Genomic DNA, 12706 nt, shown 5'->3' on the forward strand with positions numbered 1-12706 from the left:
CATCAAGAGCAATTTTGATGGTTTTTTTGGATTCAAGTGTTTTTATTCCGTTGATTTTAATAAATATTTACTATTCAGGTATCGATAATTTAATACTAAAACCCATAAATTTCAGAACTGAATTAAGTAAATTTGTATATACAAATATTTAATCATTTACTAAATAAAAGAAGATGGAAAATACACTAAAAATACAAATTTGGTCGGATGTTATGTGTCCGTATTGTTATATAGGAAAACGAAGAATAGAAGGTGCTTTAGCTCTTTTTGAACATAAAGATGCTGTCGAAATTGAATGGAAAAGTTTTCAGTTAGACGCTGGTTTTGTAGCTTCTCCGGAGGACAATATGGTCGAGCATTTGGCAGAGAAATACAGAAAAGATACCACATGGGCACAAGAGATGATGGATAGTATGACCGAAAATGCTAAAAATGCAGGACTGGATTTTCATTTTGAAAAATCGATTTTAGCCAATTCGTTTAATGCGCATCGATTATTACATTTGGCTAAAAAACACAAACGCGCGGATGTTTTGGAAGAGTTACTGTTTAAAGCATATTTAACCGATGGCAAGAACGTTAATGATTTGAATACGTTGAAACTGTTAGGACTGGAAGCAGGACTAGATGCTAAAGCTATTGATGAAGTACTCCATTCTGACGCTTACGGAAATGAAGTGCAACAGGATATTAATGAAGCGCAATCTGTAGGTGTTCAAGGAGTTCCCTTTTTTGTGTTCGATAACAAATATGCTGTTTCTGGAGCCCAACATGTGGAAACATTTGTAAAAACACTCGAAAAAGTATGGGAAGAAGGTAAATTTGATTCGAAAGTAACGCTGCTGAACGGTACTGATTCAGGCAGTTGTGGAATCGACGGATGTAATTAGAAATAACATTACAAACCATTAATAAATTAAGTGTCGTATAGATTTACGGCTTTGTGAAGCTTAATTTATTAGTGGTTTTATTATAATGCAAAACATTTACAATAGCGTTTAATCAGCGGAAGCAGTGAAAGATCAGTAATTATGAGTGAAAGTACTAAAGTAATCCGTTGGGGAATATTGGGATGTGGAGATGTTACTGAACTGAAAAGTGGCCCCGCGTATCAAAAAACGGAAGGTTTTAAAGTAGTGGCAGTAATGCGAAGAGATGCGGATAAAGCTGCTGATTATGCTAAAAGACACGGCATAAGCAAGTATTACAGCAATGCCGATGATCTGATCAATGATCCTGAGATTGATGCGATTTACATTGCCACACCTCCTGATGTCCATAAATTGTACGGACTTAAGGTGGCTGCAGCCGGTAAAATTTGTTGTATCGAAAAACCTTTGGCTCCAAATTACCAAGAAAGTCTCGCAATTTATAATGCTTTTGCAACCAAAAATATTCCTTTGTTTGTAGCGTATTACAGGCGTACGCTACCTCGTTTTGAGCAAATTAAAACGTGGCTGGATACAGATTGCATTGGTGAAATCAGGCACATAAGATGGCATTTGAGTAAACCTGCAAGTTCTATGGATTTATCAGGCGAATACAATTGGCGCACTGACGTCACTGTCGCTACAGGCGGTTATTTTGATGACTTAGCGAGTCATGGCCTGGATTTATTCACGCATCTTTTGGGAAATATAAAAGATGTTTCAGGGATCAGTCTCAATCAACAAGGATTATATTCGGCTAAAGATGCCGCTACTGCGTGCTGGGTTCATGACTCAGGCGTTACGGGCTCTGGAAGTTGGAATTTTGGTTGTTATGAACGTGAAGATAAAGTGGAGATTTATGGCAGCAAAGGAAAGATAACTTTTTCGGTATTTGAAAACGATCCCATAGTGCTTTCTAATCAACAAGGAGAAACTAGATTAGTGATTGAACATCCTGAAAACATTCAATTGCATCATGTAAAGCAAATGAGAGAAGAGCTTCTAGGGAACAGCAAGCATCCTTCCACAGGTTTGACGGGAGCTCATACAAGTTGGGTCATGGACAAAATTATTGGGAATCTTTAGGGTTTGAAAAAGTCATACGCCAAAAAATAACGCTATTCAAAAAAGAAAGTTTTTTGACGATTACAATTTTTTAAGTTCGACCTAAAAGTACTTATCTTGGTATTTGCTTTAGTGTTACACGCTATTTCAACCGTATCTGTATCATGTTAAAAAGTACTTTAATTAAATTTTATTCAAATATCACGGAAAGTGCGACAACAAATGTTGTGTAAAAGTTGGGCAAGATAATTTCAAAAAAAAATTCCCACTGATACAAATACCAGCAGGAATTTCAAACAAACTATTTACAACTAATTAATTAACTATCTTCTATTTAGTACAATTGTGGCGTTATCAACTATTTTAGCTTTTGCACCATTTGTTCTGTAATAGTAGTAACTCTCATCATTCGAGTTTTGGTTATCACCATAATCGGTATTCCAATTGTCGTTTTGGCTGTATTCATAACCTCTACCACCTTTTACCGCGCCAACAATATCAACAATTTGGCCACGACGGTTGTAAATGATTTCTAAACCACCCACACGTTCCAAAGCATAACGGTTGTAAGTCATGTAAACAGAACCTACACGTTTGATTCTATCATTTGCGTCATAGTTGATGAAAACATTTCCAATACGTCTAACTCTGCCCATATTATCATGTTCTACTTTTACGCCATAATTTTCGTTCCTACCATTTGTGGGCGCACCGTACGTTTTATTAAAACCATTTTTTTTGTGGGCTTTATAATACATGCCTCCAGTTGAACTCGTTGACGGACGTGTATTAAAATCAAATTGTCCGTCAGGGAATATGAAGAATTCAATTCCTCTTTCTGTGAACACAATTGGTTCAGTTTCTCTAAAATTCACAGGAGATCTTCTTTCTACAGAGACATCTGTTTTTTCGGCTGCATTCGCTACACTACCTCCAAATACGAAGATACTAGCTACTAAAAGGGTAATTTTTTTCATGATACTTCTATTTTGAATTTTGCCTACTCGTGAGCTTTTCGGCTTTCGCTTTTTTTTACTTATTTGATTAGGTATATTCAAGTAGTATGCCAAAGAGTAGAACGGTAGTTTGGTAATTTTAGGTTAAGAAGGGGTTGGAAATGCATAATTGACTTAAAATCAATTATTTGCTATTTAAAAAAAAATAAAAAATATTTTTATGTAAAAGCTTCTAATAGGAGCTTTTACAATAATTCCAGATTTGCTTGATAGTTTTTCTTGTGTTTTTAGCAATTTAATAATGCTAATAAAGGAGCCATCATTGATTTGAACAGAGAGCTTAATGGAAATTTGTTGGCTACTTTTTATATCAGAGTTAAAGTAAATTCGATGACTGATACGGGAACAATGAAAAAAACCTGTCCAAATTAAAGGACAGGTTCTATATTCTAAAATCTATTATGTTTTAAAGTGTATGTTTTGGATTAAAACCATCTTCACTTAGTTCGATGTGGTCATAATTAGCAACCATTTCAGCTTCATAATCAACTTTTTCTCCTTTAGAGAATTTCGTAATTAATTTTTCCATGATTTCATAAATTACAGGAACAATAATCAAGGTCAAAAATAGGGACGAAATCAATCCTCCGATAATAACCCACGCCAAACCGTTTTTCCATTCTGCTCCAGCTCCGCTAGCTAATGCGATGGGAAACATACCAAATACCATTGCGATAGTGGTCATCAAAATTGGACGAAGACGCGCATGATTCGCTTGGATTAATGCTGTTCTTATGGTTTCACCTGCTGCTCTTCGCTGATTGGTGTAATCCACAAGCATAATTGCATTTTTACATACCAAACCAATCAACATAATGATACCTAAAATGGTAAATATGTTCAAAGTGTTATTAGTTAAGGCCAGTGCTAACATTGCTCCGATAAACGAAAGCGGAATAGCAAACAATACCACAAACGGGTGAACAAAACTATCGTACAATCCAACCATTACAAGGTAAACTAAGATAATGGCGGCTAACAACGCAATTCCCAATGTTCCAAAACCCTCTGATTGGTTTTCCTGATCTCCACCCCAAATGTAGTTGACACCTGTTGGTTTTTTGATTTTGTCCAGTTTTTCTTGCCACTGAGTAACAATTGTTCCTGCTGGAACTCCTACGTTTTGTCCTTTTACAGTAACCGATGCCGTTTTGTCTCTACGTTCTAATTGGCTAGGACCAGAACCTTCTTTTATCGTGGCAAATTGTGATAATTTGATTTGTTCACCTCTGTCGTTAATAAAAATTAAGTTACTGACATCATTAATACTTTTTCGGTCAAAAGCATTGTATTTAATGTTGATGTCATATTCGTATTCACCAGCTCTAAATTTTCCATCCGTATTTCCGCTGTAAGCCGTTTGCATGGTCATTCCTACGGTTTGTAGGCTTAAGCCAAGTGATGCCATTTTATCTCTGTCAACTTGTACATTGATTTCTGGATTTCCATCTTCTACCGATAATCTGATCTCAGTAGCACCAGGAATTTTATATAATTCAGCTTCGGCCTGTTTGGCAAAAGCCATCGCGCTCTCCAGAGATGAGCCCGTTACGATTAGTCCTAAAGTTGCATCTTCGGCAGTTCCTAAAAGACCCACGGGTACGGTTTTTACTTTTGCACCAACCAATACTTTTTCCAGTTTACGTTTTATTTTCGCCGCATATACAGAGGCTTCATCAGAACGATCTTTTTGATCGATCATTTTTACGTCAATCTCTGATTTATAAGCGGTGGCTTGTGATGCTCCTAAACCTTCACTGGTTTGACCCACGGTGGTAATTTGACTTTTTACATATTCTTCTTTTTCTAAGAATGCTTCTGCTTTTTGGGTCATAAAGTTGGTTTGCTCTAAGGAAGCGTCTTTTGGTAGTTCTATTTGAACTAGAAACTCACCACTATCTGATGCTGCAAAAAATTCACCGCCAATGAATCCTCCACCCATTAATCCTATTGTTGAGCCAAAAAACAATACCAAGACAACTGCCAAGGTGGTTTTATAATGATCCAAACTCCAAGTCAACAAGCCGGATATCCAGTTGATGAATCGAGTTAGGTAACTTTCAAATCCAAGAATAACTCTTCCAAAAACATTTTTACCTTCAATATGCTCTAATTTTCCGTAACGAGAGGATAACCATGGAATTATAGTAAATGAAGCCAACAAAGAGAACAACGTTGATATAATTACGGTCACACAAAATTGTGTAATAATATTAGAAACCAATCCTGAACTCATTGCAATTGGTAAAAACACAACCACGATTACTAATGTGATGGAGGTTACTGTTCCACCAATTTCGGCAGTTCCATCATAGGAAGCTCGAATTCGGCTTTTACCCATTTCCATGTGTCGGTAAATATTTTCCAATACTACAATTGCATCATCCACAAGAATACCAACAACAAGCGATAATCCCAGCAAACTCATTAAATTCAGTGTGTAACCCAATAAGTAAATACCAATAAAAGTTGCAATTAATGAAGCGGGTATAGAAACCATTACAATCAACGAGTTTCTGATGCTGTGCAAGAAAAACAACATTACAAAAGCAACTAAAAATACTGCTATTAGCAAATCATGCACTACAGAATCCGCTGCTTCTAAAGTAAAAACGGTACTGTCTTTTGCAACTTCAAGTTTAAGTTCGGTAGTTTTGTAATCGCTTTCCAAAGTTGCGATTGCTTTCAATAATTCTTCACTTACAGCAACTGCATTCGCATCCGATTGTTTTACGATTTGTAAAATAATAGCGCTTTTTTGATCGACGCGCGCTATTTTTTCAGTGATTTTTTGGGTATCCTGAACATCAGCAATATCGCCTAAACGAATTTGAACTCCGTTTTTTGATGATACAACCAAGTTTTTTAATTCTTCAACATTTTTGTATTTTCCAGCCAAGCGAATTAAGATTTTTTGTTCCCTGGTTTGAATATTTCCGGTTGGAAAATCAAGATTGGAACTTAAAATGGTTTGTTGTACTTGCGGAACCGAAAGTCCGTACCCTTGCATTTTCACTGCATCAAGATTAACTTGAATTTCTCTTTCCTGTCCACCAATTATATTTACTTGCGCCACACCGGCTACACGAGAAAGTATTGGCGATATTTTTTTATCTACTAGGTCATAAAAAGCAGCCTCATCCATTTTTCCGTTGGCACCAATAGTCATAATTGGTAAATCGCTCAAGGAGAATTTAGTTAAAGATGGTGCTTCTGCATCGTCCGGCAAATCACTAATCACGGCATTTATTTTGCGTTGTGCATCATTCATCGAAATGTCAACATTGGCACCAGAATTCAAAGTGATAGAAACCGTAGACAAACTTTCGTATGATTTAGAGTCTAATTTTTTGATATTTTCTAATGAAGCTACGGCATCTTCAATTTTTTTTGTAACTGTGTTTTCTACTTCAGTTGGCGAAGCTCCGGGATAAATTGTAGCAACGGTAATTACATTGGTTTCGAATTTTGGAATTAATTCGTAGCCCAACTGGCTGTAACTGAACAGTCCTCCTAGCGTTAGAATCGTAAATAATACGATGACTAATGACGGACGTTTTATGGATATTTCTGCTAATTTCATTTTTTTTTCTTTGCTTTAGGCTTTAAGCTTTAGGCTTTAAGCGGTTTCTTTATGATGTTAAGACTTTCGACTGTAAGACTTATTTTATGACTTGCACTTTAGATCCATCTTGAAGGTTTATTTGACCTGTTACGATTACCGTTTCACCATCTGAAAGTCCATTTAAAATTTCTACTTTATCACCAAGAATCCGTCCTGCGGTAACTGTTTTTAGTTTTGCCGTCCCGTTTTCGATTACAAATATTTCGTTGCTGCTCACACTTCCGACAAAGGCATCTCTAGGAACAATCATCAACGATTGTTTTTGTTGGTTTGAAGCAAATTCAGCAGTTCCGTACATTCCAGCTTTCAAATCATTTGCAGCATTGTTAGCAATTTCTATTTCTACCGGGAAGTTTAAACTCGCGTCCGATTTTGGCGCTATAAAGGTGATTTTTCCAGAGAATGTAGCATCAGGATACACACTTGCTGTAACGCTAATCGTATTGCCTAATTTTAAAGCTGCAACTTGATTTTCGTTAACATTTACTTTCAGTTTTAATTTTGAGACATTTACAATGTCAAACATTTGTGTTGCAGCCCCAAGAACAGAACCTGGTTCAATGTATTTTTTATTTACAATTCCGTTAATTGTAGCTTTGATATTGGTGTCACCAATATTCACTTTTGCTTGTTGTAATCGTGATTTTGAAGTAACCAAATTTAATTTGGCCTGATCTACTTGCTGCTTAGTCACCCCTCCAGTTTTAAAAGCATTTTCAAAACGGCTGTAATCCGTCAATGCATTTTGATAAGAAGCTTGTGCAGTTTGTAAATCAGAAGTGATTTGCTCGCTTCTCACAATTGCCAAAGTTTGACCAATGCGTACGCGGTCACCTTCGTCAACTAAAACACGTACTACTCTTCCTGGCTTCTCTGCAGAAAAACTTAATTCTTGTAGTGGTGCAAAATTTCCATTGGCAGAAAAATCAAGAGAAACTTCTTCGATTTTAACGGTTGCAACTTTAACAGAGACACTGGCATTTTTATCCGCTACAATAGCGGTCTTTGCTTCGTTTTCTTTTTTATTATTACTTAAAGTATACGCGATAGCGCCTAAAGTTGCTACGATTGCCACTATTATTAGTATATTTTTTTTCATTTTCGTTAGTTATTTATAAGTGTTTTTAATTCGCCTTTTGATTTTATTAATTGTATTTCTGCTAATTTGTACTCTAATATTGCAGATGTATAGTTGTTTTGAGCTTCGGTCAATGAGTTTTCAGCATCTAATAAATCAGTTAAAAAAGCCAGTCCTTGAACATAATTGTTTCTGGTATTGTCTAATACTTCTTTGGCTAATTGTGCATTCACTTTTTGATTGTTGATCGTGATTAAACTGTTGTCAATTTGCGTTTTTGCATTGGCGAAAGCCAAATCAAGCGATAATTTTGTATCGTTTAGGTCTTCTTTTATGATCCTCAAATCAACATCGGCCTGTCTTACTTTGGCACGAGTACTAAATCCAGTAAAAATGGGCACTTTTAGATTCAAACCAATTGAAGAGAAATCCGACCAATACACACCATCAGCTGGCTTTGCTCCTATCGGCATTTTTGGACCCTGACCAATATAATTGTATCCTGCGTTCAATGATAGTGTGGGATAATAACCCGCTTCAACTGCCTTTTTTTGATAGCTTAATAGTTGTTCTTGTTTCTTCAAAAGCAAATATTCCGTTCTGTTTGCCGTATTTGGAACTTCTGACAGTAGTTGAGGACTCACTTCAAAGGCAGTTTGAGGAATCTCGATTTCAGTTTCAATGGGCATTCCCATGTAAAATTTAAGTGCGTTTTCTTGAATTTGCACTGCATTCAAAACTTGTTGACGTTGCGTATTGATATTTGACATCTTTACTACAATTCGATCCAAATCAATTTTTTTTGCTAAACCATTATCAAATTGGCCTTTGATAATATTTCTTACTTTAATTGTGTTGTTGTACGTACTGTCAATAACCGTTAGTCTTTGTCTTTGAACATAGACTTGATAATAATTATTCGCCACGCGCTCAATAACTTGTTCTTCGGTTAATTGTTCATTAATTTGGTAAAATTCTCGAGTGGATTTTGCCGCTTTCAAACCTATAAAAACGGTTTGATCGAATACAGCTTGTGTCAAAGATACACCGGCCGTTGAAATCCAGGGTTGACCAAAAGCAGCTTGAATCGTTGTTCCGGGAGCGCCAAATCCTGCTCCATCGATAACGGTGGTCTGGATTACGGGGTTGTAGGTTAAATTCCCATTTGCTGCTATTTGAGGTAACGCTTGTGAGCGCACTTCTTGAATTTGATATTCACTATTTTCTACCTGCAGTTTTGCTTTTTTGGCATCGGCTTTGTTCGCTAAAGCGTAGTTGATGGCCTCTTTTAAAGTCAGTGTTTTTATTGGTCTCGCGGCAGTACTGCTCAAGTTTTGTGCTTGTGCCGAAAGCGCAAAGCTCAAAATCGTTATTAAAATTATATTCTTCATTATATGGTATAGTTTAGTAATTGTTTTTCGAGTTCAATAATTCCTGCAGCTGTAGCCATAGCTCTGGTGTGGTATTCTAGAATTTCTAGTTCTATTTGTTGTGATTCTCTTTCAAAACTTGTGCTTTCATTTATGGTGAAAATAAGGATGTAGTAAAAACGCACATAACAGGCAATATTTAGGTCTGATCGATATAAGCCTTCTTGAATTCCTTTTCTTATGTTTCGTTCAAAAGTCACATTGCACTCATTGATTTCTCGGGACATTACCTTGTTGTATACTTCTGGATAATGTTTTTTTAATTGGTAAATAGGAGAGGTGACCGAAGCTTTAAACATTTCTTTGAACATCTTTCTGATTTCAAAATTCTCTTCAATGGCATTGTAATTTTTTACAACAATGTCGTTAATAATTTGATGAACTTCTTTGTGTATCGTAGCGGTGCTTTCTTCGATTAGTATTTCTTTATTACAAAAATATTTATAAATCGTTTTTTTTGAAATGCACATCTCCCCGGCGATATCATCCATTGTTATGCTCTTAAAACCTAATTTTAAAAACATGTGACTCGCTTTTGATATAATTTTCTCTTTCATTTTCTTTACTCTGAATCAGTTGTGAGGTATTAAAATTTTGAAATTTGGTGCAAATGTAATATGGAAACTATGAAAACCAAAATAGTTTCCTTAAATTTTATATTTATTTAACATTTGCTTTTCCTGTTAAATTGTTAATTCTAAATTTGCCATAAACTTGATGTCTTGCCCTAAAGCCAATCCGCCAGTTTGAATAAAGGAATTAAAATGCAGTCCAAAATCCTTGCGATTAATTTGACCAGTGATTTCAAAAGCAGCTTTTTGATCTCCATTACAAGAATGGATTCCTATAAATTCAGCATCAAGCTCTACCACTTTTGTAATATTTTTTATGGTTAGATTTCCTTTCAAAAAATTAATATTTTTGTTGATTTTTTCGAATGAAGTCGATTTAAAACTGATAATTGGATACTCCTTAATATCGAATAAGTCATTCAACCCCAAATGCGTATCTATTTTTTCTAGTTTTGCATCTTTAGTATTGACATTTAAAGTGAACTCTATTGAAGCGTCTTCTATTTCATTGTCTTGAAGATCAATATGTCCGTTAAATTTATTTATGGAACCTGCCAGATACGCAATTATTGAGTGTCTCATTTTTATCAGAACATCGGATTGATTCGAGTCAACCGTCCACTTTGTTTTCATAATTCGTTGCGTTGTATTTAGAATTTATTTCAAATCGAAATAAATTATCGTTGTTAAATTTTCGTTGGCAAATGTAATAAGGAAACTTTGAATACTAAAATAGTTTCCAATGTATTTGTATTTATTTAACATAGGATAACAAAAGGGAGTTTGTAATGCAAGTTGAATACTGTAAATTAGCCAAAAATTTATTTTATGCATTCTATTTACCAGTATCAAGAGTTTCTATCTGATTATTTGCAATCACAATATGAAACCAAAGAACCGAGAAATTTATACGAACCCATACATTATATATTAGATCTGGGAGGTAAAAGAATGCGTCCAGTACTCACCTTAATGAGTGCCGAGGTTTTTGACGCCGATTATAAAAAAGCACTACCGGCAGCTTTGGCTGTTGAAGTTTTTCATAATTTCTCGCTCGTTCATGATGATATTATGGATGATGCGCCATTGCGAAGAGGACAGGAAACGGTGCACGAGAAGTGGAATTTAAACACCGGAATTTTATCTGGCGATGCGATGCTGATTCTAGCATACCAATATTTCGAACAATATGAACCAATTATTTTTCGCGATTTAGCTAAGTTATTTAGTAAAACTGCGCTTGAAGTTTGTGAAGGGCAACAATGGGACGTCGATTTTGAAGAACGGGATGATGTTACCATTGCGGAATACCTAAAAATGATTCAATGTAAAACAGCCGTTTTGGTTGCGGCATCCATGAAAATGGGAGCGATTATTGCCGAGACTTCCGAAGAAAATGCTAATTTGATTTATGATTTCGGTTTAAATTTAGGGTTGGCTTTTCAGCTGCAGGATGATTTTCTGGACGCCTTTGGTGATCCTGAAACTTTTGGAAAACAAGTAGGTGGAGATATCATCGAAAACAAAAAAACGTATTTATATCTTAAAGCAGTCGCTTTTTCAAAAGAAGAGGAAGCAAAAGAATTGAGACGATTGTTTTCCATTCAACCAGAAGATAATTCGGATAAAATCAAAACGGTAAAAGCGCTTTTTAACAGCTCAGGCGCTTCAAAAGCAACTCAAGATGCAATTCAGGATTTTACTTTGAAGGCTTTTCAGACCTTGGATAAAATGAATATTAGCAAAGAAAAAAAGGAAATGCTGAAAGCTTTTGGTGAAAACTTAATGGGAAGGAAAGTTTAGATTTTTGACTGATGATTGACGATTTTTGATTGTAGAAGTTTCACTCTGGGGAATAATGTTTTATTTTAAAAATCTATGCTATCCAAAAATAAAAATCAATATTGTTGCCAAATCTTAAATCTGAATTCGTTAATCAAAAATCTTAAATCAAATGTTTATAGTTCCAAAAAATACCGATTTACTACTCACTGAAGCAGAAGGAGAAAACTTATATTTGAAATTAATCGAACAAATGAATAAGGATTTTAATCTCGCTAACGAAGCCATTGATTTTCCTTTGAGTATTTCTCCTAATGAATTGAAGTTGCAATTGCATGAAAAAATCTACCGACTCATTCAATATAAATTTGCCGAATACCTCAATTTGCTGTACATAATTGATGTTTCTGAAGAAGAAATAAAAAAGCTAGACGGTTCTGATTTGGTAATTCTGGCGGAACAAGTCGCTTTTCTAATTCTAAAAAGAGAGTGGCAAAAAGTTTGGTTCAGGAATAAATACCGTTAATCTTTTTTCTCCAGTTTAGTGTCCCCATCTTTCGGCCGGGGCGGGAGGAGGATTAAAAATAAACTCTAATAAATGGCATAAAGGCGCTGCCGTAAATGTTGTTTTTGTCGGTCAAAACGTTGTAACGGGCGCCAATTGTAGCGTTTCCGGACCTGTATCCTGCTCCCATAAATAATCCGGTATTCCAGTAATCTTGTGAATTTCCATTGGATCCATCTAAATTTACATTGACTCTTAATTGTTCCAGTTCAGCTGAAAGTTGGATTTGATGTATGGGGTTGAAAAGACCTATGACACTGCCACCATACAAATGTGAAGCGAAATAATCTCGTTGTTTTAAATATTTATATTGTAAGCCAACACCCAAAGCTACATATTGATTAAAATTATAAATAGCACTTGGCGCCAATGAAATGTCCGTGTAGCCAGAGCCAAAGCCTAAACCAATGCCGCCGCCAAACTGCACATTTCGCCAAAACTGATTTTCCGTTTCAGGAGGAGTTGTGTTTTGTTGTGCCAATAGGCAACTTGAAAAAAATAAAGCCAGGATCACCAGTAATGATTTGGAATCGTCTAAAAAGCTATTCTTTGTCATAAGTTTTCAGTTTTTTAACACTTTTCAATGTAAAAGTATCTTAAAATAAATTATAAATTTATTCAATTATTGTACTTTTGCAAAACTA

11 protein-coding genes are annotated in these 12706 nt (G+C 35.4%); 4 read left to right on the plus strand and 7 right to left on the minus strand.

Annotated elements, in window-relative coordinates:
- Positions 1-173: 173 nt before the first annotated feature.
- On the plus strand, positions 174-890 hold the full coding sequence (locus tag ACNQGJ_RS02660) for a DsbA family oxidoreductase (RefSeq protein WP_417970336.1): 717 nt from the start codon (positions 174-176) through the stop codon (positions 888-890).
- A gap of 141 nt (positions 891-1031) precedes the next feature.
- A complete protein-coding gene (locus tag ACNQGJ_RS02665) occupies positions 1032-2015 on the plus strand; it encodes a Gfo/Idh/MocA family protein (protein ID WP_417970334.1) in 984 nt (327 codons plus the stop codon).
- 302 nt (positions 2016-2317) lie between these two features.
- On the opposite strand, the gene ACNQGJ_RS02670 is transcribed toward ACNQGJ_RS02665, so the two are convergent.
- From ACNQGJ_RS02670 to ACNQGJ_RS02695, 6 genes are all read right to left on the minus strand, one after another.
- Positions 2318-2971: a hypothetical protein gene (locus ACNQGJ_RS02670; protein ID WP_417970332.1), complete on the minus strand. Its 654-nt coding sequence runs from the start codon at positions 2969-2971 to the stop codon at positions 2318-2320.
- 445 nt (positions 2972-3416) lie between these two features.
- Positions 3417-6593 carry an efflux RND transporter permease subunit gene (locus ACNQGJ_RS02675; RefSeq protein ID WP_417970330.1) on the minus strand — a complete coding sequence of 1059 codons (3177 nt, stop codon included), beginning with the start codon at positions 6591-6593 and terminating at the stop codon, positions 3417-3419.
- A 79-nt stretch (positions 6594-6672) separates the two neighbouring features.
- Positions 6673-7734: an efflux RND transporter periplasmic adaptor subunit gene (locus tag ACNQGJ_RS02680; RefSeq protein ID WP_417970328.1), complete on the minus strand. Its 1062-nt coding sequence runs from the start codon at positions 7732-7734 to the stop codon at positions 6673-6675.
- A 5-nt stretch (positions 7735-7739) separates the two neighbouring features.
- Complete coding sequence (locus ACNQGJ_RS02685; protein WP_417970326.1) at positions 7740-9104, minus strand: TolC family protein; 1365 nt, start codon at positions 9102-9104, stop codon at positions 7740-7742.
- Positions 9104-9700 carry a TetR/AcrR family transcriptional regulator gene (locus tag ACNQGJ_RS02690; protein WP_417970324.1) on the minus strand — a complete coding sequence of 199 codons (597 nt, stop codon included), beginning with the start codon at positions 9698-9700 and terminating at the stop codon, positions 9104-9106. Before ACNQGJ_RS02690 ends, ACNQGJ_RS02685 begins: the two co-directional genes overlap by 1 nt.
- A gap of 126 nt (positions 9701-9826) precedes the next feature.
- Positions 9827-10348, minus strand: a complete 522-nt coding sequence (locus tag ACNQGJ_RS02695) for a YceI family protein (protein WP_417970322.1) — start codon at positions 10346-10348, stop codon at positions 9827-9829.
- Between the two features lie 195 nt (positions 10349-10543).
- Here ACNQGJ_RS02695 and ACNQGJ_RS02700 point away from each other — a divergent pair, with 195 nt between their 5' ends.
- Both ACNQGJ_RS02700 and ACNQGJ_RS02705 read left to right on the plus strand, forming a co-directional pair.
- Positions 10544-11518 (plus strand): polyprenyl synthetase family protein, encoded by a 975-nt coding sequence (locus ACNQGJ_RS02700; RefSeq protein ID WP_417970320.1) that lies wholly within the window; start codon positions 10544-10546, stop codon positions 11516-11518.
- A gap of 151 nt (positions 11519-11669) precedes the next feature.
- Positions 11670-12023, plus strand: coding sequence for a hypothetical protein (locus ACNQGJ_RS02705; protein ID WP_282727872.1), 354 nt, complete (start codon positions 11670-11672; stop codon positions 12021-12023).
- A gap of 52 nt (positions 12024-12075) precedes the next feature.
- On the opposite strand, the gene ACNQGJ_RS02710 is transcribed toward ACNQGJ_RS02705, so the two are convergent.
- Positions 12076-12618: a hypothetical protein gene (locus ACNQGJ_RS02710; RefSeq protein WP_417970318.1), complete on the minus strand. Its 543-nt coding sequence runs from the start codon at positions 12616-12618 to the stop codon at positions 12076-12078.
- Positions 12619-12706 lie beyond the last annotated feature (88 nt).

The organism is Flavobacterium cryophilum, from assembly GCF_048286555.1.
Classification (GTDB): domain Bacteria; phylum Bacteroidota; class Bacteroidia; order Flavobacteriales; family Flavobacteriaceae; genus Flavobacterium.